Origin of the sequence: Bacillus atrophaeus, from assembly GCF_039519175.1 — a bacterium.
Taxonomy (GTDB): Bacteria; Bacillota; Bacilli; order Bacillales; family Bacillaceae; genus Bacillus; species Bacillus atrophaeus.
The window spans coordinates 1,656,380-1,681,406 of the sequence record NZ_CP154443.1; the positions used below are offsets into that span (position 1 = coordinate 1,656,380).

Sequence of the window (25,027 nt, forward strand, 5' to 3'; positions counted from 1 at the left end):
CAGGGCTGCTTTTTTTATTTATGAAGCCTCAGTATTGGCTGAGGCAAGCGTTCCCGCTTTGTGAAAGGTTTTTAAAACCGCGTTCGCTAAGATTTCAACCCCGATATAGATGGCGTCCCGATCAAATGTCATGTGCGGATGGTGAAGCCCCGGCTGTAGTCCGCAGCCAAGCCCGAGCATGGTTGTCTTGATGTTCGGCATCCGTACGGCGTAAAAATGAAAATCCTCACCGCCGGTGGTGACAAGCGGTTCGTCCAAATGTTCCTCTCCGATAATATCTGTGATCGCTTCAGCCATAATTGCTTCCGCTTCTTTATTTTGCGTGGCTGCCGGCAGGCTGTGTTCCTTCTGCAATTCGATTTTAGCGCCGAATGCGGCAGCGGCGGCTTCACAGGCTCTTTCCGTTTCCTGTATCAGCGCTTCCATCGCTTCGTTGGTCTGGGCCCGCAAATCAAGGCTGAAGGATGCTTTTCCCGGTATGATGTTTGAGCTTTCTCCGCCGGCTTGAAGCTTCGTCATTTTCACCGTGTGGGGAACCATCGGATCAATGTGGATCATCCCGAGTTTATGAACAAGAAAAGCGGCGATCTCTATGCTGTTTTTGCCGAGATGAGGCCGGGCGCCGTGGGCTTCTTCACCGATAATGGTGCCTTCAATATGCTGGCTGGAGCCATGAAGGATGGACGGCGCACAATGGCCGTTTTGTGTTTCCTGAATCGGGCGGACGTGAACGCCGTACAAATAATCAACATCATCTAACACGCCTTTTTCAATCATTTTCAGCGCCCCGCCGCCTTTTTCTTCAGCAGGCTGAAAGATAAAACGGATGGTGCCTTTAGGAAGCTGCTGCTTTTGTAACAGCATTAATGTTCCAAGGGCCATTGTCATATGAGAATCGTGTCCGCAGGAGTGGTTTGCCCTGAATGTTCCGTCTACCTCTTGCCACAAAGCGTCGATATCCGCTCTGACAGCCACTACAGGCGAGCCTTCGCCCAGTTCGCCGACGACACCCGTACAATCAGAAAAAGTGCGCGTACGGCAGCCTGATGCCTCTAATTTTGCTGTGAGGTATTCAGTCGTTTTGTATTCCTTCCAGCTCACTTCAGGGTAGGTATGGAGGTGATCGAATATGTCCATGATCGTTTCTTTCATATTTTCTGAGAGCTTCTTCATGCCCAAATGACCTCCTTGATAGAAATAAGACTTTGATTTCTTTTCTTTTTTTTATATTGAAACAGGTAAATGGTCTGTATATAATATAGCACATATATTCATTTTTCTGAATAGTGTATATATTCTAAAAAGGGGGATGAACACTCATGAGCGCACCAACAGCCGAAACCGTAACAAAGAAGAAGCGCCCGACATTTAAAATGCCCGATGCCTACGTCCTTCTCTTTACCATTGCTTTCATTTGTGCCATTGCTTCATACGTCGTACCGGCCGGAGAATTTGACCGGGTGACAAAGGGAGAAGTGACGACGGCGGTCCCCGGAAGCTACCATTCGATTGAACAATCTCCAGTCAGTCTTGTCAGTTTTTTCACATCCATTCAGGATGGAATGACAAACTCTGCTTCCATCATCTTTTTGATTCTCTTTACTGGCGGAACGATTGCGATTTTAGAGAAAACCGGAGCGATTAATGGATTGATACATAACGTCATCAGCAAGTTTCGCACGAAGCAGCTATTATTTATCTGTATTGTCGGCGCGTTGTTTTCAATTCTCGGAACAACGGGTATTGTGGTGAACTCAGTCATCGGGTTTATCCCGATCGGCCTGATTGTGGCCCGTTCGCTGAAATGGGATGCCGTCGCAGGTGCGGCCGTTATCTATATTGGCTGTTACGCCGGCTTTAATGCGACGATCTTATCCCCTTCACCGCTTGGCTTGTCGCAAAGCATCGCAGATCTGCCGCTTTTTTCAGGAATCGGTCTGCGGGTGATCATCTACATCTGCTTTTTGCTGTCCACTATTATTTATATCTATCTATATACGAAAAAACTAAAAAAATCTAAGGATGCGAGCATTTTAGGCCGTGATTGGTTTCCGGCAAGCGGGCTTGGAGGAGAAGCGGCTGATTCAGACGCGGAGGACAAGCCCGTTCCCTTTACACTTCGCCATAAACTGATTTTGGCTATTGCGTCTTTATCGCTGATCGGATTTTTGTATGGCGCGCTGAAGCTTGGCTGGTCTGATTCGCAAATGGCTGCTACTTTTATATTTATCTCAGTTCTGGCAGGCTTAATAGGCGGTCTGGCTGCGAATGATATAGCAAAAACCTTTATCACCGGGTGTCAGGGCCTTGTTTACGGAGCACTGATTGTCGGAATGGCACGGAGCATTTCCGTTATCCTTGAAAACGGCAAGCTGCTTGATACGGTTGTGAACAGTTTGGCATCCGTATTGGATGGCTACAGTCCGATGGCCGGCGCGATCGGCATGTATATCGCCAGCGCGCTGCTGCATTTTTTGATTTCCTCGGGATCTGGGGAAGCTGTCGTCTTTATTCCGATTCTTGCGCCGCTTGCTGATTTGATGGGAATCACAAGGCAGGTGGCTGTTGAAGCGGTTATGCTTGGAGAAGGAGTGGTCAACTGTGTGAACCCGACCTCCGGCGTGCTTATGGCGGTGCTTGCGGCCAGCGGCATTCCGTATGTGAAATGGCTTCGGTTTATGCTGCCGCTTGCGCTGATTTGGTTTGTCATCGGGCTTGTGTTTATCTGTATCGGTGTGATGATCAACTGGGGTCCGTTTTAAAGAGAGCCCGCCGGCGCGGCCGGCGGTTTTTTCAAGGGTCCGTTATTGCAGGCGGGCGTTCAGCTGTTGTAAGATGTAAGTCATACTTAATAAGGAGTAACCAAAGAAAGCGGGAGGAAAGTAATGAATAAGCTGAGGAATCGGTTCTCAAGCCTGAATGAAAAGACTGAAAGAGTGAAAGAAAAAGAACATCGGATATGGGCTGAAGTGGGAAAGCTTGGATTTGCGCTGACGCTGCTGGATGTGATCATCCGGGGGCTGTTATTGGATGAGCCGTTTAAAGAGTGGTCCGGGAGCTTAGCTGTTTTTTTCATTATAACCTTTTATTACTGTATCAGAGCGCTTATAGCGGGAGTACTGCTGCCGAAGATAGACTCCGAAGAAAAAAAGAGAAAAAGGGTGAAGGAGCAGCTGATCGAATCAATTGCTGCCGCGCTGATTATCACATGGTTCACCATGTACCATATCGGCTTTCCGCATACCTTTACGGGCTGGTTTAAATATCTATTGTTATGCTTATTATGCGGTGCCGTTCTCTTCCTGATTAGATATATCATTGTGATTCTATTATTTAAAAGATCAAATAAAAGATCGTAAAGACGAAATCATCATTTGTGATTTCGGTTTTTTTTGTCATAAATCAGACAAAACTTTTCTCTTGCAAAAGTTTGTGAAATGTTGCACAATATAAATGTGAAATACTTCACAATATAAAAACAACAACGATATGTACGCTGGAGGATGATGATAAATGATGAACGAACGAGTGAATAAAGTTGCATTAATCGGAGCGGGTTTTGTTGGAAGCAGTTATGCATTTGCGTTAATTAACCAAGGGATCACAGATGAACTTGTGGTCATTGATTTAAATAAAGAAAAAGCAATGGGCGATGTCATGGATTTAAATCACGGGAAGGCGTTTGCTCCGCATCCGGTCAAGACATCTTACGGAACTTATGACGATTGCAAAGATGCCGATATTGTATGCATTTGTGCAGGAGCGAACCAGAAGCCGGGTGAGACACGTCTTGAACTGGTGGAAAAGAACTTGAATATTTTCAAAGGAATTGTCGGTGAGGTCATGGCGAGCGGCTTTGATGGAATTTTCCTCATTGCGACAAATCCGGTTGATATTTTGACATATGCGACATGGAAATTCAGCGGCCTACCGAAAGAGCGTGTGATCGGAAGCGGCACAACTCTTGATTCTGCGAGATTCCGCTATATGCTCAGTGAATATTTCGGCACGGCGGCTCACAATGTACACGCGCATATTATCGGAGAACACGGAGATACGGAGCTGCCTGTTTGGAGCCACGCCAATATCGCCGGTGTGCCAGTGAACGAATTGATGGCGAAAAACGATACGTATAAACAAGAAGATCTTGATCAAATTGTTGACGATGTGAAAAACGCGGCGTATCACATCATTGAAAAAAAAGGCGCCACGAACTATGGGGTGGCAATGAGCCTTGCCCGTATTACAAAAGCGATTTTGCATAATGAAAATAGCATTTTAACAGTCAGCGCGCATTTGGACGGACAATACGGAGCGGATGATGTGTATATCGGCGTGCCGGCCACTGTGAACCGCGGCGGAATTTCAAGCATTACAGAGCTGAACCTAAACGCGGTTGAAAAGGAACAGTTCCAGCACAGCGCCACTGTTTTGAAAAACATTTTACAACCCCATTTCACAGATAAAAACGCTAAGTAAACGTCTACTTTTTAAGAAAAGGGCTGATTGTCAATGTGGGAGCAATTGTATGATCCGTTTGGTAATGAATATGTGAGCGCACTAGCGGCGCTCACCCCCATTCTCTTTTTTCTGTTGGCTTTAACGGTTTTTAAAATGAAAGGCATTCTTGCGGCGGGCCTTACGCTGATTGTCAGTTTTCTCATCGCCGTACTTGCTTTTCATATGCCGGTTGAGAAAGCAATTTCGTCTGTTATATTAGGAATCGGAAACGGGCTGTGGCCCATCGGATATATCGTCTTGATGGCGGTGTGGCTGTATAAAATTGCAGTCAAAACCGGAAAGTTTACTATTATTCGGTCAAGCATTGCGGGAATTTCTCCCGACCAGCGATTACAGCTATTATTAATCGGTTTTTGCTTTAACGCGTTTTTGGAAGGAGCAGCGGGCTTCGGCGTTCCGATTGCCATCAGCGCAGCCCTTCTGGTCGAGCTTGGTTTTAAACCATTAAAGGCGGCGGCGCTGTGTTTGATTGCCAATGCGGCCTCAGGAGCGTTCGGCGCCATAGGCATTCCCGTTATCACAGGTGCGCAGATCGGTGATTTATCAGCTCTTGAGCTGTCTCGTACACTGATTTGGACGCTTCCGATCATCTCATTTCTTATTCCGTTTCTGCTAGTCTTCTTATTGGATCGAATGAAAGGAATAAAAGAAACCTGGCCCGCCCTGATCATTGTCAGCGGAATTTACACCGCGGTTCAGGTCTTGACCATGGCTGTTTTAGGCCCGGAATTAGCGAATATTTCGGCCGCTTTATTCAGCATGGGAGGGCTTGCCTTGTTTCTTCGTAAATGGCAGCCGAAACACATTTACCGGGAAGAGGGCGCTCAGGAAACACATGGACAAAAGGCGTACAGCGTTTCGGAAATTGCCAAGGCGTGGTCTCCTTTTTACATTTTAACGGCGGCGATTACGGTCTGGAGTCTTCCTGCATTTCAAGCGCTTTTTAAAGAAGGCGGCTTGTTATATCAAACCACTGTTTTATTGAAGATGCCTTTTCTGCATCAGCAGATTATCAAAATGCCGCCCATTGCGCCGGCAGCCGTACCGCTTGATGCCGTGTTTAAGCTGGATATTCTGTCCGCCACGGGTACCGCTATCTTTGCGGCTGTCATTGTGACCGGGCTGTTCAGCAAAAAGTGCTCATATAAAGAAAGTGCGGCCTGTCTGAAAGAGACGGGGAAAGAACTGTGGGTGCCAATCTTGACAATTTGCTTTGTGATGGGGTTTGCCAATCTGGCGAACTTCGCCGGACTTAGCTCTTCAATCGGTCTGGCGCTGGCCAAAACAGGGGATCTGTTCCCGTTTGTCAGCCCTGTTCTCGGCTGGATCGGCGTGTTTATTACCGGTTCTGTGGTCAGTAACAATGCCTTATTCGGACATTTGCAGGTCGTAACCGGAGCACAAATCGGTACAGGATCTGACTTGCTTCTAGCCGCAAATACAGCAGGAGGCGTCATGGCGAAGCTCGTTTCTCCGCAGTCAATTGCCATCGCCGCAGCTGCGGTCGGGCAGACAGGGAAGGAATCTAAGCTGTTTAAACGAACAGTGGGTTATAGTCTGATTCTGCTGCTGATCATATGTATATGGACGTTTGTTCTTGCGAGAATAGGAGTCTAGCAAAAAAAGCAGTACATGCCGTTTCGCATGTACTGCTTTCTCATTAACCCGTTTTTTTCTCCATTTCCTGCGTTGTCTTTACTCTTGCTTTTCCCATAAATAAAACCGTCACAGCGGCGATCACAATCGGGATGAGTGCAAGCATAAATACATAGGTGATGCTGGCTGACATTGCTTCAATAATCCGGTTTAATACGGCTGAAGGAATGTGCGACCGAGTGCCGGCCTGGAAAATTTCCTGCGGGTCGCCCATATTTTGGGCCGCCGCGCCTGCGGAGCCTTTCATGCCGCTGAAAGAGTCTGTCAGCTTGTTTGAAAATACGTTCGTTTGAATCGTACCGAATATCGTTACGCCAAGTGTCATGCCAAACGATCTCAGGAAGGAATTCGTTGAATTGGCCGTTCCTCGATAACGGGGATCGAGATTGTTCATTGATGCTGCCGGGAGCAATGAGAAGGAGAAACCCACACCAAAGCCCGAAATCAGCATAAACACAGTGAGCCACGCTCTTGCCGTATCCGGTGTCATATTTCCAAGCAGCAGCATGCCGATAAAGAAGGAAATAACAGATACGATCATTAAGCTGCGGAAGCGGAATTTTGTCTGGAAGATCCCGCCGATCATACTTCCGAGAACAGAGCCGAGCATCATCGGCGTCAAAATAAAGCCTGCGCTTGTCGCTGAGCTTCCGTATACAGCCTGGACAAAAATCGGAATAAACACAGCTAAAATAATAAAAGTCCCTCCATAAAGGAAAGCCAAAATTTGAGCTGTGGCAAAAAGCCGATTTTTAAACATCCAAAACGAAATAATCGGTTCTTCCGCTTTTCTCTCCACAATAAAAAAGGCTATAAAGAAAATGGCAAATACGATAAACAGACCGATAATCTGAACGGAATTCCAATCGTAGGTTTTTCCGCCAAGCTCCAGTGCGAACATCAGGCATACGATGGATACGACCAATGTAACAGCGCCGCCCCAGTCGATTTTTTGCTTTTTATGCTCCAGAGATTCTTTATAGTAGCGAATGATGAAAAATAATGAAAATGCACCGATCGGAACATTAATATAAAAGACCCAATGCCAGCTGATCGAATCTGTAATCAGGGCGCCCAGAAGCGGTCCGAGAACACTGGACAAGCCGAATACGGCGCCGAACATTCCGGACATTTTGCCGCGTTTTTCAGGCGGGAACAGATCGAATATAATGGTAAAGGCAATCGGAAGCAGTGCGCCTCCTCCGATTCCTTGAATCACCCTGAATAAGATGAGCTGATTCATGGATTGTGCGATTCCGCATAATGCAGATCCCAATAAGAAAAAAATAAGTCCAAACAGAAAAAAACGTTTCCGGCCGTACATATCCGAAAGCTTTCCGTAAATCGGCATTCCGGCCATGACCGCCACCATGTATGACGCAGTGACCCAGGCGAATTTATCAAAGCTTCCGAGATCAGCCACAATGGTTCCCATAGCTGTGGCGACAATGGTGTTATCCATAGCCGACATTAAAATGCCCAGCAAGAGACCTATGACCACAAATTTAGTGGAAGGATCCTTTCCAGCAGTTGATTCCATATGTTCTACCTCCTTCATCTTACTTTTTTTATTCAGTTTTGCTATGATATAAATATCTTGGCCGTAAATTATCTTGATTATCAAGATAAATAGATTCTATAGGGAGGACTGTCAGTTGTCAACAAGAAATTCCAGAAATGAGCTGGAGCAGACCGCCATTCGAATTTTTCGTCAATTGGGTACGAGAACAATCCTTTTTCATCAGGCTGCCGCTCAATCCCTCGGACTGTTTCCCACCGATTTAAAATCAGCTGACTTATTAAATGAATGGGGTCCAATGACCGCCGGAGAGCTTGGAAAAAAGACGGGTCTCAGCACAGGATCAGTCACCGCTCTTATTGACCGGCTTGAAAAAGCGGGATACGTGATTCGGGAAAAAGATCCGAACGACCGCAGGCGGGTGATCATTGTGCCATTAACCGAGTCAAAAAAACAGGTGAAACAACTGTTTTCTTCTTTATCGGAATCAACTGCGAATCTTTGCAGGCAGTACACGGAAGAAGAGCTTACACTTATTTTTGATTTTTTGAGAAAGTCCTCTTCTATTATGGAAGAAGAGCTAGAACGGCTGAAACAATAACTTATTTCTGGGCATAGCCTGGCCCTCTCCCGAATAAATTGTACAAGTTGAGTAAAAGAGGGGAGTTCAGGCCAGTGAATATCTTTTTTAGCTATATCATCTTGGGCTTGTCATTGTCAGCGCCTGTAGGGCCGGTAAACGCTGCGCAAATCGATAAGGGCATCAAAAACGGGTTTTGGCACGCATGGGTTTTCGGTTTAGGCGCGATGGCAGCGGACGGGCTTTATATGATTTTGATTTATTTCGGGCTGTCCCAATTTTTGACGGCGCCGTTTGTGAAAACCTTTTTGTGGCTCTTTGGTTTTTTTGTCTTAACGTATACGGGCATTGAAACATTAAAAAACGTCAGAGAAGCGATGAATGTCCGAAGCTCTAAAGGAAAGGCAACCTTTAGAAAGACATTCACTTCCGGCTTTTTTATTTCACTGTCCAACCCGCTGAGCATTCTATTCTGGCTGGGGATTTACGGAAGTATTTTGGCAAAGACAGCAGAAGCTTACAGCATGAATCAGCTCCTTCTCTATAGCTCAGGCATCATGATCGGCATTTTGATTTGGGATTTCTGTATGGCGCTGTTAGCCGGCGCGTTTAGATCGCTGTTAAATGAAAAATTTCTCAGAGGGCTGACTGCGATTGCCGGTGTGTCTTTGATCGTGTTTGGTGTGTACTTCGGTTATCAAGGTGTGAAAGAACTTTTAGGGTAATATGGAAGGGGACAGTCACTCGCCGCCGCCGCTTGTAATATAGTATCCAGACGATACTGGAGGTGGATCATGGTGGGTGAACTTTACACCAAAAGTTGCCTTGAGGAAAAACGATCAGAACTGCCGGAATGGCAAAGGTTCGCGTTTGAGCTTTTCTCTGAAACCGTGGCCGATGAAGCAAATACATTCCCATGTATTCCCGGACGTCAGGGATTTCTTACAAATCAGCTTCGCTTCGTGTTTGCCGGAGATCCGAGGGAGTATGGCACGGCGGAAGAGCTGGCTCCTTTGCTGGCTGAGTATGGCGCATTGGCAAGGGAAACGGGTAGATACGCGTCGCTTCTGGTTTTTTTTGAAACGCCGGAGGACTTGGCTGAGCATTATTCAATTGAAGCGTATGAAGAGCTGTTTTGGACGTTTTTGAACAGGCTGAGCGAACAGGATGAAAAGGAGTGGCCCGCAGACTTTCCGGCTGATCCAGAGCATTATAAATGGGAGTTTTGTTTTCATGGTGAGCCTTATTTTATTTTATGCTCCACGCCCGCGCATGAGGCAAGAAGAAGCAGAAGTTTTCCCTATTTTATGCTGGCGTTTCAACCGAGGTGGGTATTCGAGGGTCTAAACGCTTCTACGTCATTCGGCAGGAAAATGAGCAAAATGATCCGCTCGCGTTTGGAGAAATATGATGAAGCAACGATACATCCCCATTTAGGATGGTACGGAGGAAAAGGCAATCTGGAGTGGAAGCAGTATTTCCTCCGCGATGATGAAAAACAGGTTTCGAAATGTCCTTTTTCTTATATAAAGAACATGTTTAAAGGATCAAAATAGATAACGCATTAGCAGGGCTGTTTCGTTCCCCCTGCTTTTTTTTGTACAATCCACGTGACAATGGCGATAATCGCCAGGAACCCCAGACTGACAAAAAACCCCGGGCGGCTGGACTTTTCGAACAGCGTGCCTGAAACAGCGGCAGCAATAAGGAACATGGCGCAAAAAATTTGCATCTTTCCCATTCCCGAAGGCTTGGTCAATTTCTTACTGGAAAATAGAATAAACATCCACGTATACAAAAGCATTAACCCCGCAGCAGTGGTCATATGTTCGTAGATATTTTTAGGCAGCACTAAAGAAAGAACGATAGATAGGACCAAGCCTGCAAAAGTCAAACCGAGCGCCGGCCAGCATATTTTTTTGTTTTCTTTTAATGTAAAGCATTTAGGCGCGTCACCGTCATCGGCCATCGTGCAAAGCAATGTTGTCACCGCAAATAGGGAGGCGACAAGGGTCGAAAAGCCGGCGATAATAAAAATGCCGTTGAAAATATCCAGTATGACATCGAGATTGTATCCTTTTAATGAAGTGATAAACGGACTGTCCTGTTCAGAGAAATGTTGTAAAGGAACCAATAACAAAGCAAGTCCGATGGATATGACATAAATAATCGCCAGTGATGCGAGCATCAGTTTACCTGATTTTGACGCTTCTTCCGGCTTCTTTAAGTGAACGGCCATCAGCCCCATGACTTCAATTCCGCCAAATGCGTAGAACGCATAGATTAAGCCCGTCCATAACCCCATTGCGCCAAAAGGGAAAAATTCCTTTGTTTCATTGGGAATCTGTACATCAGGTCTGCCTCCGGACAAAACCCCGCACAGAGCCAAAATCGCAATGACGATAAACATAAAAATCGCGGCTGTTTTGACAATCGCCAAGATATTTTCTGTCTTTTCAAAGGTGGAAAGCCCGGTGAAAATAACCAACAGCCCAAGAACAGCGTAAATAGAAGCGAACACCCAAAGCGGCACATTGGGAAACCAGTGCTTCGTAAATAGAGAAATGGCTGTCAGCTGGCTCCCTGTGATCAGCATTTCAGAGGACCAATACAGCCAGCCGTTGCTGAAGCCTGCCCATTTTCCGAATGCATTTCTTGCATAAGCGCAAAAAGAGCCTTTTTCAGGATGTTTCGCTGAGAGTTTGGCAAGCTGCTCAAAGACAAAAAAAGTGCCGAGGCCCGCGATGAGAAACGACAAGAGCACGGAAACACCGCTTTTCGTTATAGCGATGCTTGATCCCAGGAAAAAGCCGGTGCCGATCGTACAGCCGATTCCGATTAATGAAAGCTGCCACCACGCCAGATTTCCTTTTGGTTGGTTTTGTGTTTTTTGACTCATAAGTTTCAACCCCTTTTATCTAGGATTATGATGCGACGTGCCGGGGTGTAATATACATCGGGAATTTTGCTGATGCCGTACATGAAACAAATGTTTGACACAAATACTTAGAGTAAAAAAGGAGCTGGCCGATGACACAGCAGTTTATCGTTCTCCCGAAAAAAGGCTTGGGGCTGAAAGTGCATAAAGGGCAAATCTTGAAAGTGGTTGATGTCGAGGGGCAGCAAGTTGCAGACTTTGTCGCGTATCATGCCAAAGATTTTTACGAGCATTTCGATCAGGGCGCGACCATTGATGCCAACCAATCCATTCATGTGAAAGTAAACGATCATATTTACTCGAATCTGTATAAACCGATGCTGACGTTAATTGAGGACACGGTCGGCAAGCATGATCTGCTGCTTCCCGCATGCCGGCCTGAAATGAACAGGCTGTTATACGGAAAGCATAAAGATGAGCTTCAGGATACGTGTTATGACAATATGAGCGGAGCGCTTGAACCATTTGGGGTTCCGAGGCCCCATATGCATTATCCGTTTGCGATCTTTATGAATACGGTATTAGATGAAAAAGGGAACCTGTCAGTAGAAAGGCCGCTTTCCAAAGCGGGAGATTATGTGAAGCTGAGGGCGGAGATGGATCTTGTGGTGGCTTTTTCTTCATGCCCGATTGAAAAAGGGAAATGCAACGGGGACAGTATCACAGCGCTGCGTGTGGAAATCACCTGACCCTGCCCCGTTATTCACTTGCCATCGGGACCTGTGCTATAGTTAAAAAAGATACATATTGAATTGATTTATTTTCACTTTTTTAGGGAAATGAATCAGTAAGAAACAGTGAAAATGTGCAGGAGGAATGATCGGGATGAGCATGCAGGAAAAAATTATAAGCGATTTACATGTGAAGCCTTCAATTGATCCAAAACAAGAAATTGAGGACAGAATCAGCTTTTTAAAGAACTATTTAAAGAAAACAGGCGCTAAAGGGTTTGTATTGGGAATCAGCGGCGGACAAGATTCAACGCTTGCGGGACGTCTTGCCCAGCTTGCTGTAGAGAGCGTGAGGGAAGAAGGCGGTGAGGCTGAGTTTATCGCCGTCCGTCTTCCGCATGGCAAACAGCAGGACGAAGATGATGCCCAGCTGGCTTTGCAGTTTATTAAGCCTGATAAATCGTGGACGTTTGATATCCAATCAACTGTCAGCGCATTTGCTGAGCAATATAAGAAAGATACAGGCGATACACTGACAGACTTTAATAAAGGGAATGTGAAGGCAAGAACGAGAATGATCGCCCAATATGCGGTCGGCGGACAAGAGGGTCTCCTTGTGCTTGGAACGGATCATGCCGCTGAAGCGGTCACAGGCTTTTTTACGAAATACGGTGATGGCGGCGCGGATCTCTTGCCGCTGACAGGGTTGACGAAGCGCCAGGGCAGAAGCTTGTTAAAAGAGCTGGGAGCAGTTGAACGTCTATACTTAAAAGCGCCGACCGCAGATTTGTTAGACGAAAAGCCGCAGCAAACGGATGAGACTGAGCTTGGCATTACGTACAATGACATTGATGATTATTTAGAAGGTAAATCTGTGTCAGCAGAAGTTGCTGAAGCAATAGAAAAGCGCTACCGCAGCACAGAGCACAAACGCCAAGTGCCGGCTTCTATGTTTGATGACTGGTGGAAATAGGCTGACTGGAAAACATCCCCTTTTTGATAAAAGGGGATGTTTCAGCATATACGGATATGCTTTAATGTGACGAGTAATCTGTCAGCACGTTTTCGGAAGCGCCCTCTCGTATCCGGTTCCAGCGTCAAATTAGCTTTGGAGGCGATCGTTTCGGCAGCCTCTTCAATGGACATATGATCTGTATCAATGTGCTCCTTGAAGATTTGATCAGCGAGACCTTCTGTACACCGGTCAATTTGCTTTGCGGCCCATGAGCTTTTTCCTTCAGCTCTGCTTCTCAGCCGTTTTTGCAGCACGTGTTTCGATGCCATCAATGTATAATGCTGAATGTGCAGTCCATCTGTTCTGAGCTTTCCTATTATGTCCTCAAAGTACTCGGGATTGACGATTGTCATCGGAACGATAATCACGCCTTTATATTCCGCAGCCACATATTTCAGCATGGAATAATTGTATTCCCGCCACAAACTGTAAGATTGAAAGTCCTCTTTGGCGATCTCCTTTGGAATCATTGACCGCATTGAAAAACCCAGCTTTTCAGGATCATACACATAAGATTGTTTCAGCCTTCTGTGCAACTCAAATGACGTTTGCGTTTTTCCTGATCCGAAAGCGCCGTTAATCCAAATGATCATCTGCCGCATCCCCTTTCATTGTGTATTATACATAAAAAAGACCCTTCCATAGGAAAGGTCCGGGCTTTATTTTTGCGTAAAAAATGCCTCTAATTCTGTCAGCGATTCTTTGATGTGCGCCACGCTGTGTTCTCCAAAGTATTCTAATGAGACAAACCCTTCATATTGCCGGTTCATTAATTCTTTCAGAAAGCTTTTTTGATCAAGATCCCCTTGGAAGATAGGTTTCGGTTCACTCAAATACCAGCTGTCGAAGTTCCAATGATAATCCTTTAGATGGATATGGCTGATGGTGTGAAAGACGGTTTCTAAAGCAGGAAGCTGGTCTATGTGATTGACGTGAAGATTCGATCCGTCGAAAATCGTCCGAAGTCTCGAATGTCCGATATCCTCCAAAAATTTCAGCGCGGCTTCGGGTGTGTCCGCATATGTATCGTAATGGATTTCCAGACCGATATTCACTTCATAGTCATCTGCTATATGCGCCGCTTTTTGAAATTGGTCAACTGCACTCTGCCACTTTTCGGGAGACGTTCTGTTGGAAGCGAGATTGCCTGCAAATACTCTGATAAGAGGACTGTGAAGCTGTCTTGCCGCATTCAGACCGTTTTGAACAGCCTGTTCGGTTTGTTCTTCACCCTGCGACACGAAATCAGTGTACAAGCTGACGGCGGGCACCTTCAGTCCTTTTTCCTGCAATAGATCATACAGACTGTCGAGCGGACCGTGTTGCTGCTCGTATTGCTCAACGTGGCCATACCACATATCAATTCCATCAAAGCCGTGCTCCTCAGCAAAAGAAATGACATCCATTACATTCTGTTTTTTTAGCCCTGTTGTACAAAAGCTTACTTTCATAAAAAATACCTCCGTTCATTCCGTCATTTTGTACCTTATTCCCTTCGTTTATCATAGGTAAACAGCACTGAAAGTGATATAAAACCTTTTTTTGAAAAAACTTACTTTGTGATGCTGTACTTGCTGCTAGGCGTAGAACTGCTGAGCGGGAAAAAGGCAAATCTGTTTGAGAGCACCTTCTATCGCCGCAGCCAGAATGTCGGCATTTCGCTGTGGCAAGGGAGATTAATTTTGCTGGGGAGATATACACGGAGGTGCTATCCGTAAGTTAATTTTTTGGAAGTGTATTCATGTAGAATTTATCACTTTTTTGCGTCGAAGTATTAAAATATCTTCAGGATTATTGTACAATTAATCTCATTCGAGTAAGGGGGATAATGGTATGCCGGAAAAAAAGAATACCGCAAAGCAAAAGTGTCTTACCAGCAAATATCCAAAATGCACGAACTTCTATATAATTAAACACTGAATTGTCATATAATAAATTTAATCTTTTCATTCCTTAGGAGGATTTCGCCGAAGATGAACGCAAAACGAGCCATTCCTGTGAGAGAAAGAAATATTGTACTGATCGGATTTATGGGTGTAGGAAAAACAACAATCGGCCAGCTGGTCGCCAAGAAATTATATAGAGATTTTATAGATGTTGATCTTGCGATTGAAAAAGATTTTAACATGACGATACCTGAGATGTTTGAGCAAAAAGGGGAGGACTTTTTCCGGAAAACGGAGAAGGACTATATCCTGAATATTTGCCGCAATACAAAGTTTAAAATCGTTTCCTTAGGCGGCGGCTCCTTTAAACAAGAGGAGATCAGACAGTGCTGCCTTGAAAATTGTCTTGTGCTCCATTTGGATTTATCGTGGGAAAACTGGAAGCAGCGGGCGAATCTTCTGATTGAAAGCCGTCCGGTTCTGCATAACCGCACCATGGATGAAATGGAACAGCTTTTTAACGAAAGAAAAAGCATATATGATAAGCATAATTCAAAAGTAGTAACAGATAACCTCGCTCCTGAAGAGATTGCGGATTATATTGTTGACACTTTGAAGATCGGATGGGACTTGTACCAGCCGATGAAATAAAAGCCAGCCGTGTCGCTTCATGCGCACGGCTGGCTTTTATTTATCTTTTTACCCCTTTGATGAGGATGGCTTTTAAGCAAAAAGCGTCCGGCATACCATTTGAATCACATGTATCTTACTCTTCAATCCGCTCCGTCGCGCACGCTTGTCTTTGCTTTTTTAAAGGAGCGGCATGTCAGTCTGACGGCACAAACCATCAGCCGGATACGTTAAAACAAACGTTTAATCAAATATGAGTTGAAAGATAATAGGCTGTTGTAAAAAAATTTCGAAAATGAGAAGTGAACATGATATTATAGAAACATAAACTTTAAATCATATAAAACAAAGGAGTTTAATCGGAAATGCAACTATTCGATATGCCGCTCGACCAACTTAAAACCTATCAGCCAAAACAAACAGCACCGGATGACTTCTCTGATTTTTGGGAGGCGTCACTGGCGGAGCTTGCGAATGTTCAAGCAGAGCCGGACTTACAGCCAGTGGATTATCCCGCTGCCGGAGTTAAGGTGTTCCGCCTGACATATAAAAGCTTCGGCAGCGCAAAAATTGCCGGATGGTACGCTGTGCCTGATAAAACGGGCCCGCATCCGGCGATCGTGAAATATCACGGTTACAATGCGAGTTACGATGGCGAAATACATGAAATGGTGAATTGGGCGCTTCACGGATACGCTGCATTCGGTATGCTAGTCCGCGGGCAGCACAGCAGTGAGGACACAAGCATTTCTCCGCACGGGCACGCATTGGGCTGGATGACAAAGGGAATTCTAGATAAAGAGACGTACTATTACAGAGGTGTTTATTTAGATGCCGTACGCGCGCTTGAAGTCATCAGCAGCTTTGACGAGGTGGACGAAACGAGAATCGGTGTGACGGGCGGAAGCCAAGGCGGCGGCCTGACAATCGCCGCAGCCGCCTTGTCAGACATTCCGAAAGCGGCGGTGGCGGAGTATCCCTATTTAAGCAACTTTGAGCGTGCCATTGATGTCGCTCTTGATCAGCCATACCTTGAGATTAACTCCTTTTTTAGAAAAAACGGCAGCCCTGAAACAGAAGAAACGGCCATGAAGACACTCGCGTATTTTGATATTATGAACTTAGCTCACCGGGTGAAAGCGCCTGTCCTTATGTCAATCGGCCTGATTGACAAAGTAACCCCGCCATCGACAGTGTTTGCCGCGTATAATCACCTGAAAACAGAAAAGGAACTGAAGGTATACCGCTATTTCGGCCATGAGTATATCCCAGCCTTTCAAACGGAAAAGCTCGCCTATTTCATGCAGCATTTAAAAGGCTGAGATACGTGTAGCCGCCAATAGTAAGCAGGCGGCTTTTTTTCTGTAAAATCAGGGGGAATGAAAAAAGACGGGAGTCGAATAGATATGAAAAAGAGAATCCTTCAAGAATTGAAACAAATTGAAGAAAAATATGCAGTCAAAATTGTATATGCCGTTGAATCGGGAAGCCGTGCATGGGGGTTTCCGTCGCAAGACAGCGATTATGATGTCCGTTTTATTTACGTGCCGAAAAAAGAGTGGTACTTTTCCATCGAACCTCAGAGGGACGTGATTGAAGAACCGATTCATGATTTGCTTGACATCAGCGGCTGGGAATTGCGGAAAACCCTTCGCCTTTTTAAAAAATCAAATCCGCCGCTTCTGGAATGGCTGTCGTCCGAGATTGTTTATTACGAAGCATTTACCACAGCAGATCAGCTGAGAGAGCTGCGGACGGCGGCTTTTTCTCCGGAAGCCAGTGTGTACCACTATCTCAATATGGCGAAGGGGAACGTCAAGGATTACCTGCAAAAGGACGAAGTGAAGATCAAGAAATATTTTTATGTCCTGCGGCCGATACTGGCATGCGGGTGGATTAGAAAACACGCAACCATTCCGCCAATGGATTTTTCAGTGCTGATGAATGAACTCATTACGGATGACGGACTGAAATCTGAGATTGAACACTTGCTGGACCGCAAAAGGAAAGGAGAAGAACTCGATCTGGAGCCGAGAATTCATTTGATACATGAGTTTATCGAGACCGAGATAGAGGGCATCGCCCAATTCGCAAGGGCCTTAAAAACGGATAAAGCGGATATCACCCCAGAGCTTGACCGCCTGCTTTTGCAAACCGTTGAAGAGGTGTGGACTCCTTAAACAGGGAACGGAAAGATGATGAATCTTGTCGCTTTCTGTTCTTTCTTTTCGACAAATATCGCCCCGTTTCTACGAAGCTGATTGTGGTAAAACCACAAAAATAATCAGAATCTTTGTATTTTGAGAATATTGTGAACGGAGGTTTTGTCCCTTTACAATAAACACATACAAATACTTCTTAGATTGCGGGGTGTTAATGTTGGAAGTGATTACAAGAGATTTTTTCTTATTTTTGTCCAAAAGCAGCTTATTGAATAAGATGGCGCAAAGCTGGGGAAGCCGAGTGGCGGCGGGTAAAATTATCGGGGGCAATGATTTTAACAGTTCGATCCCGACAATTCGACAGCTTAATCATCAGGGCTTGTCTGTTACTGTCGACCATTTGGGTGAATTCGTAAACAGCAGTGAAGTCGCGAAAGAACGGACTGAAGAGTGTATTCGGACGATCGAGACGATTGCGGACCAGCAATTAAATTCGCAAGTTTCTTTAAAAATGACGTCATTAGGTCTTGATATAGATCTTGATCTTGTCTATCAAAATATGACGAAGATCCTTCAAACGGCGGAAAAACACAAGATCATGGTCACGATTGATATGGAAGATGAAACAAGATGCCAGAAAACGCTTGATATTTTCAAAGATTTCAGAAGCCGTTACGAGTATGTGAGCACAGTTTTGCAGGCGTACTTATATCGGACGGAACAGGATATTGATGAACTGGATTCGTTAAAACCGTTCCTGCGTCTCGTAAAAGGGGCTTATAAGGAATCAGAGAAGGTTGCTTACCCTGAAAAGGCTGACGTGGATGCCAATTATAAAAAGATCATTCGAAAGCAGCTTTTAAACGGTCACTATACTGCAATTGCGTCGCATGACGACAAAATGATTGAGTTTACGAAACAGCTTGCCAGTGAGCATAACATCACGAAAGACATGTTTGAGTTTCAGATGCTGTACGGCATGCGCTCGCAAACCCAACAAAGCCTCGTAAAAGAAGGATATAACATGAGAGTGTACCTCCCATATGGAAACGATTGGTACGGCTATTTTATGAGACGTCTGGCTGAACGCCCGTCAAACATCGCATTCGCATTTAAAGGTATGACGAAGAAATAACACCAACACAGAAGGAGAGATTACTATGACAACACCTTACAAACACGAGCCATTCACTAATTTTCAAGATCAGAAGAATATTGAGGAATTCCAAAAGGCGCTTGCCGTTGTAAACGAATATTTAGGCAAAGATTATCCGCTTGTCATCAATGGAGAAAAAGTGGAAACAGAAGCAAAAATCGTATCTATCAACCCGGCGAATAAAGAAGAAGTTGTCGGCAGAGTCTCAAAAGCATCACAAGAACATGCAGAACAGGCAATCGAAGCCGCTGCGAAAGCGTTCGAAGAGTGGAGATACACAACTCCTGAAGAAAGAGCGGCTGTTCTATTCCGCGCTGCTGCCAAAGTCCGCCGCAGAAAGCATGAATTCTCGGCTTTGCTTGTGAAAGAAGCGGGAAAACCTTGGAATGAAGCGGATGCTGATACGGCAGAAGCGATTGACTTTATGGAATATTACGCGCGCCAGATGGTTGAATTGGCAAAAGGAAAGCCTGTAAACAGCCGCGAAGGCGAAAAGAACCAATATGTATACACGCCGATGGGTGTAGCGGTTGTTATTCCGCCTTGGAACTTCTTATTTGCGATCATGGCAGGTACAACTGTAGCGCCGATTGTGACAGGAAATACGGTTGTTCTGAAACCGGCTAGCGCAACACCGGTCATCGCTGCTAAGTTCGTAGAAGTGCTTGAAGAATCAGGTCTTCCGAAAGGCGTTGTCAATTTTGTTCCGGGAAGCGGCGCTGAAGTGGGCGACTACCTTGTCGATCATCCGAAAACAAGCCTTATTACGTTCACTGGATCAAGAGAAGTCGGAACAAGAATTTTTGAGCGCGCCGCAAAAGTACAGCCTGGCCAGCAGCACCTGAAGCGTGTGATTGCTGAAATGGGCGGTAAAGATACGGTTGTTGTCGATGAGGATGCAGACGTTGAATTGGCTGCCCAATCGATCTTTACTTCAGCGTTCGGATTCGCAGGCCAAAAATGTTCCGCGGGTTCACGTGCAGTAGTTCATGAAAAAGTGTATGATCAAGTCTTGAAGCGCGTTATTGAAATCACGGAATCAAAAGTGACGGCAAGCCCTGACAGCGCAGATGTTTATATGGGACCTGTCATTGATCAAGGTTCTTATGATAAAATTATGAGTTATATCGAGATCGGAAAAGAGGAAGGCCGTTTAGTGAGCGGCGGCACTGGTGACGATTCAAAAGGCTACTTCATCAAGCCGACCATTTTCGCCGACCTTGATCCGAATGCAAGATTGATGCAGGAAGAAATTTTCGGTCCTGTTGTCGGTTTCTCTAAAGTGTCAAATTTTGATGAAGCTTTAGAAGTGGCGAACAATACGGAATACGGTCTGACAGGCGCGGTGATCACAAACAACCGCAAGCATATTGAACGCGCGAAACAGGAGTTCCATGTGGGCAACCTATACTTCAACCGTAACTGTACAGGCGCGATTGTCGGCTACCATCCGTTTGGCGGCTTCAAAATGTCCGGTACGGATTCAAAAGCCGGCGGTCCGGATTACTTGGCTCTGCACATGCAGGCAAAAACAATCAGTGAAATGTTTTAATCGGGAATAAATGGGCATCCTCCCTGCGGGGATGTCCATTCTATCCATATCACAACATAGCGGAGGAGGAAGTGCTATAGAAAACACGCAGCTGATTATTTCAATATGTATTTATATGGTGGGCATGCTTTTGATCGGCTACTTTGCTTACAAACGAACTTCAAATCTGACAGATTACATGCTTGGAGGAAGGTCATTAGGTCCGGCCGTTACGGCTCTCAGTGCGGGAGCGGCTGACATGAGCGGCTGGCTCTTAATGGGGCTGCCGGGCGCAATGTTTTCAACCGGGCTCAGCGGCGCATGGATTGCGTTCGGACTCGTTTTAGGTGCATGGGCAAACTGGCTGTTTGTAGCGCCTCGATTAAGAACGTATACCGAAAAGGCGGGGAATTCCATCACAATTCCGGGATTTCTTGAAAATCGCTTTGGTGATCATACCAAGATTCTCAGACTGTTTTCGGGACTCGTCATCTTAATCTTTTTCACCTTTTATGTTTCGTCTGGAATGGTATCAGGCGGTGTATTGTTTAACAGTATTTTAGGTATGGATTATCATACGGGGTTATGGGTTGTGACAGGTGTCGTCGTCGCTTATACATTGTTTGGAGGGTTTCTTGCGGTCAGCTGGACTGACTTCGTTCAGGGGATTATTATGTTTGCGGCTCTTATACTTGTACCGATTGTCACATTGTTTCATACCGGCGGAGTAGGAGAAACAACTGCCGAAATCCGTTCAGTTAATCCGGAATTGTTTGATATTTTCAAAGGAACCAGCGTGCTTAGTATTATTTCATTGTTTGCTTGGGGTCTGGGTTACTTTGGCCAGCCTCATATTATTGTGCGTTTTATGGCGATTACGTCAGTAAAAGAGATCAAACGGGCCCGAAGAATCGGAATGGGATGGATGATTCTTTCGGCTATCGGCGCATTGCTGACTGGTTTGGCGGGAATCGCATATTACAATCAGCGGGGCCTTACATTGAAGGACCCGGAAACAATCTTCATCCAATTGGGAGATATTTTGTTTCACCCGATCATTACCGGATTTTTGATTTCAGCCATCTTAGCAGCCATTATGAGCACGATTTCTTCGCAGCTGCTTGTAACATCAAGCTCTTTGGTGGAAGATTTGTATAAGGCGGTATTCAGACGTTCAGCTTCAGATAAAGAACTGGTGTTATTAGGCCGGCTGTCTGTGCTTGCTGTTTCAATCATCGCTTTAATATTGTCATGGGAGAAAAACAACACGATCTTGGGCTTAGTCAGTTATGCCTGGGCCGGCTTTGGTTCAGCATTCGGGCCTGTTATCTTGCTCAGTTTGTTTTGGAAACGGATGACCAAATGGGGGGCACTCGCCGGCATGATTGTAGGGGCAGTTACTGTAATCATTTGGGCGAATGCCGGTCTTTCGGACTTTCTGTATGAAATGATTCCCGGCTTTGCCGCGAGTCTGCTATCTGTCTTTGTTGTCAGCTTATTGACACAGGCTCCGTCAAAAGCAGTCGCAGAGCAGTTTAAAGACTATAAAGATACGCTGTCACAGTAAAGGGGATATAGAAAAGAGGAGGAAGGGAATCATCTTTCTTCCTCTTTTTTCCTTGAGGAGAGCATTTAGGAAACAATCTTATATTTTCCTATACAAAAAGCCCTTGTACAAAGTATGATTAAAGTAAAAAAGCATAGGAGAAAAAAGGTATGGAAGAGCTTTTAGAGAGAGTTTTTTCATTTTCAGACATTGATAAATTAATTGATTTTATCAGCTATGAATTACAAAAACCGGTGATTCTGGAAAGCGCGGATTTCTTTTTGCTTGCCTACAATTCTTATTACATTAACCATTTTGATTCCGCGAACCAGCAGACGATTTTCTCGAAGAAGTGTCCGGTGCAAATATTCGAGAGATTTTTGAAAGACGGAATCATAGAAAAGTTAAAAACGGTTCCTGAACCATTTCGAGTCACAAAAATAGAGAGCATCGGGTTAAACCAGAGGGTAGTCGTGAGTGCTAAGCACAAAGGGGAAGTCATGGGCTACATCTGGATTCAAGAGCTTGATTGCAATCTTACAGAGGAAGAGCTGGCGTTTTTGTACGAGACTTCCTTTCATGTAGGGAAGATCATATATAAAACAAAAAAGCTGAAACAGGAAAAAGAAGAAAGATCGGAAGACTTGGTGAAAAGGGCTATTTATCAGCAATTTTCATCCGAAAAGGAACTCAGGCGGGAAGCTGAGAAAATCAACACCGTGCTGCCTTCCGTGTTTTCTGTCGTGATCTTACACGCTGCCAATGGGGATGGAGAAGCCGTGGAGGATTTAAAAGAAAACATCAGATCATACCTCAATTTACGGGATAAGGTCAGCCATGTGCTAACCATTGAATCGAATATTGTAATTGTCGTAGCGAGTTTTTCCCAAAAAAGCTCCGTCTCCTCAGCAGCTGCTGAATTTATTAACAAGCTGTTAACTCATTTTCACTTTCAAAAAATTCCTACCCCAATTTATATCGGTATCGGTAACGTTTATGATAACATTTTGAATCTTGGCAAGAGTTACATAGAAGCACTGGAAGTCATTAAAGCGGCGGAAATCACGGGTAATCAGGAGAACATTCCGTATGAATACGCCAAACTCGGCATTTACCGCTATCTTGAAAGCATAGATGAAAAGAATCAGCGTCTCGGATATTTCAATAAAGACTTGGCATTAATAAAGGCGAAGGACAGGGAAAGCAGTACAGAGCTGCTGAAAACACTGGAAATCTATCTCTTGAATAATTGCAAAACAAAACCAGCCGCAGAACAGCTGTTTATTCATCAAAATACATTAAACTACCGCATTAAGCAGATACTCGAAATGACATCCATTGATCTAAGCGACTTCAAAACGAGGTGCCAGCTTTATCTTGATTTGATCCTGATGAAAAAGGATTAAAAAAGAAACCAGTACTTGTACTGGTTTCAAATTTTCAATATCCCCGGTATACATAGGGATCGTCAGGTTTCTTAATCGTCTTCCAGTCTGTCACTTTCACGACGGGAAGCGTTGATTTGAATGGCTGGTAATATTCTGAGGACAGTGTGCCCTTAATATGAATCCATTCGTCATCTTTTATATCCATGTCCTTCGGAAACTCCACAAGCATCCCATATACGCCGGAATCAGCGATACAGTGAATGATGCCGAATCTCAGCACAAAGAGCTGCTTCTTGTTAATGGCATTCCCCTTATAAGCAAATCCGTTAAACTCAATCGTTCGTCCGAGGAATTCACCCGGATAATTGTAGATGGTTTCCATCCCTTTCAAGAAATCCTCATCGGTTAGAGAAATATGTTTCTGGCCCGAGTATTTCTTATACAGCTTTTTCATGAGCTTGTTGTAGCTGTCATCAGCATAATAAAGACTGGAGTCCGGCCGCAAATATTGGGTTTGCGAGTAGTGATCGCCGGATTCCATGGCTTTGAATGAAAAGCCTTTTGCCTTTACAATCGTTGAATCGAGCGTGGCGATCGGGAAGAAAATGCCTGAAACCAAAGGGAAAAGAAAAACTAGATAAATAAAATAACGTTTGTAAAATGGCTTGTGTTGTTCATGATCATGATCGTGGCCGCAGCCGCAGTTTTGATCATGATGATGGTGTTTTCCTTTTTCCGGCGTTTTGATATAAAGATACGCCTGAACGACTGTCAGGATGCCCAACAGGAAGATCGCGATAAAGGACAGGTAGGAATATTTCATATTAATATATTTTGTCAGATTTCCTGAGGCGTGCAGATGATAAAAGAAAAAGGTAAATCCCATCAGCACTAATAGACGAAACATCCGATCACCCCTTCACAAGTAATGATCCCGCCAATACAATCACGACGATATACGTAATGAGCAGGAAAACAAATCGTTTCTTAAAAGCCGCAAGCATCATTAACAGATTTTTAATATCAACCATCGCACCAAAAACAAGAAAGGCGATTAACGATCCTAATGAAAATGTGCTGCTGAAGGAAGATGCGATAAAGGCATCTACTTCTGAACAGAGAGATAAGACAAACGACAGACCCATCATCACAAGGGAAGAGGACACATCATTTTGCCCGATTGAAAGCAGAGTGGAGGTCTTGACATACGTCTGCATGGCGGCCGCGATGAAGGCGCCGATAATCAAATATTTTCCCACTGAAAAAAACTCATCAATGGCATGCCGCATCGTTCCGCCCAATTTTTGCAGCAAACTTTGTGTATGATGATGCTGATGTACGGGTTCGGAAGGCTCAAGCAGCTGGTTGTCCTTGAACTGGTACGATAAAATCAGCCCGACAGCAATAGACACGACAAGTGCAAGCCCGCCCCGGTAGAAGACAACGCTCCATTTGTTTCCGAATGCAATGTATGTAGAGAACAAAACAATCGGATTGATGATAGGCGCGGTCAGCATAAAAGCGATGCCCGCGTGGAGCGGCACCCCTTTGAGAAGAAGCCGTCTCGTGATCGGCACGATGCCGCATTCGCAGGCCGGGAACAATATTCCGGTCAGCGCCCCGAATAGCACAGCCAGGAACCGGTTCTTCGGAATAATTTTTGCAATCATTTCTTCTGAAACAAACATTTGAATGAGTCCGGAAAGAATGACGCCAATCAAAATAAATGGAATGGCTTCTATTAATATACTGATAAAAATAGAATTTAGCTGAAGAAAAGAAGATTGTGTCGTCATATAAAACCTCCGCTTTTTTTAAAGCTGCCTAT

General features: G+C 44.9%; 22 protein-coding genes and 2 pseudogenes. 17 read left to right on the forward strand and 7 right to left on the reverse strand.

Annotated elements, in window-relative coordinates:
* Positions 1-18 precede the first annotated feature (18 nt).
* A complete protein-coding gene (locus AAHT65_RS08625) occupies positions 19-1,173 on the reverse strand; it encodes a M20 peptidase aminoacylase family protein (protein ID WP_343311350.1) in 1,155 nt (384 codons plus the stop codon).
* A gap of 146 nt (positions 1,174-1,319) precedes the next feature.
* Between AAHT65_RS08625 and AAHT65_RS08630 the strand changes: the two genes are divergently transcribed.
* The 4 genes from AAHT65_RS08630 to AAHT65_RS08645 all read left to right on the forward strand — a co-directional run bounded on the left by AAHT65_RS08630 (position 1,320) and on the right by AAHT65_RS08645 (position 6,138).
* Positions 1,320-2,762 (forward strand): YfcC family protein, encoded by a 1,443-nt coding sequence (locus AAHT65_RS08630; protein ID WP_343311351.1) that lies wholly within the window; start codon positions 1,320-1,322, stop codon positions 2,760-2,762.
* 123 nt (positions 2,763-2,885) lie between these two features.
* Complete coding sequence (locus tag AAHT65_RS08635) at positions 2,886-3,359, forward strand: DUF6773 family protein (protein ID WP_010787567.1); 474 nt, start codon at positions 2,886-2,888, stop codon at positions 3,357-3,359.
* 154 nt (positions 3,360-3,513) lie between these two features.
* Positions 3,514-4,479: an L-lactate dehydrogenase gene (locus AAHT65_RS08640; RefSeq protein ID WP_343311352.1), complete on the forward strand. Its 966-nt coding sequence runs from the start codon at positions 3,514-3,516 to the stop codon at positions 4,477-4,479.
* Positions 4,480-4,512: 33 nt separating this feature from the next.
* Entirely contained in the window at positions 4,513-6,138 is a 1,626-nt protein-coding gene (locus AAHT65_RS08645; RefSeq protein WP_343311353.1) for an L-lactate permease, read from the forward strand.
* A gap of 43 nt (positions 6,139-6,181) precedes the next feature.
* Here AAHT65_RS08645 and AAHT65_RS08650 read toward each other — a convergent pair whose 3' ends face one another.
* On the reverse strand, positions 6,182-7,801 hold the full coding sequence (locus AAHT65_RS08650; protein ID WP_285978470.1) for an MDR family MFS transporter: 1,620 nt from the start codon (positions 7,799-7,801) through the stop codon (positions 6,182-6,184).
* Positions 7,802-7,832: 31 nt separating this feature from the next.
* Here AAHT65_RS08650 and AAHT65_RS08655 point away from each other — a divergent pair, with 31 nt between their 5' ends.
* The 3 genes from AAHT65_RS08655 (at position 7,833) to AAHT65_RS08665 (ending at position 9,832) form a co-directional block, all read left to right on the forward strand.
* The gene (locus AAHT65_RS08655) at positions 7,833-8,297 is read left to right on the forward strand and encodes a MarR family transcriptional regulator (RefSeq protein ID WP_010787570.1); all 465 of its coding nucleotides are present in this window, start codon (positions 7,833-7,835) and stop codon (positions 8,295-8,297) included.
* A 74-nt stretch (positions 8,298-8,371) separates the two neighbouring features.
* Positions 8,372-9,001: a LysE family translocator gene (locus tag AAHT65_RS08660; protein WP_010787571.1), complete on the forward strand. Its 630-nt coding sequence runs from the start codon at positions 8,372-8,374 to the stop codon at positions 8,999-9,001.
* Positions 9,002-9,070: 69 nt separating this feature from the next.
* The gene (locus AAHT65_RS08665) at positions 9,071-9,832 is read left to right on the forward strand and encodes a YqcI/YcgG family protein (protein WP_343311354.1); all 762 of its coding nucleotides are present in this window, start codon (positions 9,071-9,073) and stop codon (positions 9,830-9,832) included.
* Here the strand turns inward: AAHT65_RS08665 and AAHT65_RS08670 are convergent.
* Positions 9,816-11,175 (reverse strand): annotated as a pseudogene (locus tag AAHT65_RS08670) (amino acid permease). The gene AAHT65_RS08665 and the pseudogene AAHT65_RS08670 overlap by 17 nt on opposite strands.
* 131 nt (positions 11,176-11,306) lie before the next feature.
* Here AAHT65_RS08670 and AAHT65_RS08675 point away from each other — a divergent pair.
* Together AAHT65_RS08675 and nadE are read left to right on the forward strand one after the other, a co-directional pair.
* Positions 11,307-11,903: a DUF1989 domain-containing protein gene (locus tag AAHT65_RS08675; protein ID WP_343311355.1), complete on the forward strand. Its 597-nt coding sequence runs from the start codon at positions 11,307-11,309 to the stop codon at positions 11,901-11,903.
* A gap of 136 nt (positions 11,904-12,039) precedes the next feature.
* Positions 12,040-12,858, forward strand: a complete 819-nt coding sequence (gene nadE, locus AAHT65_RS08680) for an ammonia-dependent NAD(+) synthetase (protein WP_088116456.1) — start codon at positions 12,040-12,042, stop codon at positions 12,856-12,858.
* Between the two features lie 41 nt (positions 12,859-12,899).
* Here the strand turns inward: nadE and AAHT65_RS08685 are convergent, their stop codons facing one another.
* Positions 12,900-13,493 carry an AAA family ATPase gene (locus AAHT65_RS08685; protein WP_327853110.1) on the reverse strand — a complete coding sequence of 198 codons (594 nt, stop codon included), beginning with the start codon at positions 13,491-13,493 and terminating at the stop codon, positions 12,900-12,902.
* 66 nt (positions 13,494-13,559) lie between these two features.
* Complete coding sequence (locus tag AAHT65_RS08690) at positions 13,560-14,351, reverse strand: sugar phosphate isomerase/epimerase family protein (protein WP_343311356.1); 792 nt, start codon at positions 14,349-14,351, stop codon at positions 13,560-13,562.
* Between the two features lie 522 nt (positions 14,352-14,873).
* Between AAHT65_RS08690 and AAHT65_RS08695 the strand changes: the two genes are divergently transcribed.
* The 8 genes and pseudogenes from AAHT65_RS08695 (at position 14,874) to AAHT65_RS08730 (ending at position 23,217) form a co-directional block, all read left to right on the forward strand.
* Positions 14,874-15,437 (forward strand): shikimate kinase, encoded by a 564-nt coding sequence (locus AAHT65_RS08695; protein WP_003328039.1) that lies wholly within the window; start codon positions 14,874-14,876, stop codon positions 15,435-15,437.
* A gap of 108 nt (positions 15,438-15,545) precedes the next feature.
* Positions 15,546-15,673: pseudogene (locus AAHT65_RS08700) on the forward strand (LysR family transcriptional regulator); the annotation flags it as partial.
* Positions 15,674-15,781: 108 nt separating this feature from the next.
* Positions 15,782-16,738, forward strand: coding sequence for a cephalosporin C deacetylase (gene cah / locus AAHT65_RS08705; protein ID WP_343311357.1), 957 nt, complete (start codon positions 15,782-15,784; stop codon positions 16,736-16,738).
* A gap of 84 nt (positions 16,739-16,822) precedes the next feature.
* Positions 16,823-17,596, forward strand: coding sequence for a nucleotidyltransferase domain-containing protein (locus tag AAHT65_RS08710; protein ID WP_094231331.1), 774 nt, complete (start codon positions 16,823-16,825; stop codon positions 17,594-17,596).
* A 205-nt stretch (positions 17,597-17,801) separates the two neighbouring features.
* Complete coding sequence (locus AAHT65_RS08715) at positions 17,802-18,713, forward strand: proline dehydrogenase family protein (protein ID WP_088118438.1); 912 nt, start codon at positions 17,802-17,804, stop codon at positions 18,711-18,713.
* A 25-nt stretch (positions 18,714-18,738) separates the two neighbouring features.
* Positions 18,739-20,286, forward strand: coding sequence for an L-glutamate gamma-semialdehyde dehydrogenase (gene pruA, locus AAHT65_RS08720; RefSeq protein ID WP_343311358.1), 1,548 nt, complete (start codon positions 18,739-18,741; stop codon positions 20,284-20,286).
* A gap of 91 nt (positions 20,287-20,377) precedes the next feature.
* Positions 20,378-21,832: a sodium/proline symporter PutP gene (gene putP, locus AAHT65_RS08725; RefSeq protein ID WP_425524853.1), complete on the forward strand. Its 1,455-nt coding sequence runs from the start codon at positions 20,378-20,380 to the stop codon at positions 21,830-21,832.
* Between the two features lie 149 nt (positions 21,833-21,981).
* Complete coding sequence (locus AAHT65_RS08730) at positions 21,982-23,217, forward strand: PucR family transcriptional regulator (RefSeq protein ID WP_343311359.1); 1,236 nt, start codon at positions 21,982-21,984, stop codon at positions 23,215-23,217.
* Positions 23,218-23,251: 34 nt separating this feature from the next.
* Here AAHT65_RS08730 and AAHT65_RS08735 read toward each other — a convergent pair whose 3' ends face one another.
* Positions 23,252-24,106: a TIGR03943 family putative permease subunit gene (locus AAHT65_RS08735; RefSeq protein ID WP_061669450.1), complete on the reverse strand. Its 855-nt coding sequence runs from the start codon at positions 24,104-24,106 to the stop codon at positions 23,252-23,254.
* Positions 24,107-24,110: 4 nt separating this feature from the next.
* Positions 24,111-24,995: a permease gene (locus AAHT65_RS08740; RefSeq protein WP_343311360.1), complete on the reverse strand. Its 885-nt coding sequence runs from the start codon at positions 24,993-24,995 to the stop codon at positions 24,111-24,113.
* Positions 24,996-25,027 lie beyond the last annotated feature (32 nt).

Coding starts and splice junctions, on each gene's coding strand:
- nadE (WP_088116456.1), top strand. CDS start 12,040: ATGAGCATGCAGGAAAAAATTATAAGCGATTTACATGTGAAGCCTTCA.
- AAHT65_RS08690 (WP_343311356.1), bottom strand. CDS start 14,351: ATGAAAGTAAGCTTTTGTACAACAGGGCTAAAAAAACAGAATGTAATG.
- AAHT65_RS08695 (WP_003328039.1), top strand. CDS start 14,874: ATGAACGCAAAACGAGCCATTCCTGTGAGAGAAAGAAATATTGTACTG.
- AAHT65_RS08640 (WP_343311352.1), top strand. CDS start 3,514: ATGATGAACGAACGAGTGAATAAAGTTGCATTAATCGGAGCGGGTTTT.
- AAHT65_RS08625 (WP_343311350.1), bottom strand. CDS start 1,173: ATGAAGAAGCTCTCAGAAAATATGAAAGAAACGATCATGGACATATTC.
- AAHT65_RS08735 (WP_061669450.1), bottom strand. CDS start 24,106: ATGTTTCGTCTATTAGTGCTGATGGGATTTACCTTTTTCTTTTATCAT.
- AAHT65_RS08675 (WP_343311355.1), top strand. CDS start 11,307: ATGACACAGCAGTTTATCGTTCTCCCGAAAAAAGGCTTGGGGCTGAAA.
- pruA (WP_343311358.1), top strand. CDS start 18,739: ATGACAACACCTTACAAACACGAGCCATTCACTAATTTTCAAGATCAG.
- AAHT65_RS08740 (WP_343311360.1), bottom strand. CDS start 24,995: ATGACGACACAATCTTCTTTTCTTCAGCTAAATTCTATTTTTATCAGT.
- AAHT65_RS08645 (WP_343311353.1), top strand. CDS start 4,513: ATGTGGGAGCAATTGTATGATCCGTTTGGTAATGAATATGTGAGCGCA.
- cah (WP_343311357.1), top strand. CDS start 15,782: ATGCAACTATTCGATATGCCGCTCGACCAACTTAAAACCTATCAGCCA.
- AAHT65_RS08665 (WP_343311354.1), top strand. CDS start 9,071: ATGGTGGGTGAACTTTACACCAAAAGTTGCCTTGAGGAAAAACGATCA.
- AAHT65_RS08710 (WP_094231331.1), top strand. CDS start 16,823: ATGAAAAAGAGAATCCTTCAAGAATTGAAACAAATTGAAGAAAAATAT.
- AAHT65_RS08685 (WP_327853110.1), bottom strand. CDS start 13,493: ATGATCATTTGGATTAACGGCGCTTTCGGATCAGGAAAAACGCAAACG.
- AAHT65_RS08630 (WP_343311351.1), top strand. CDS start 1,320: ATGAGCGCACCAACAGCCGAAACCGTAACAAAGAAGAAGCGCCCGACA.
- AAHT65_RS08635 (WP_010787567.1), top strand. CDS start 2,886: ATGAATAAGCTGAGGAATCGGTTCTCAAGCCTGAATGAAAAGACTGAA.
- AAHT65_RS08730 (WP_343311359.1), top strand. CDS start 21,982: ATGGAAGAGCTTTTAGAGAGAGTTTTTTCATTTTCAGACATTGATAAA.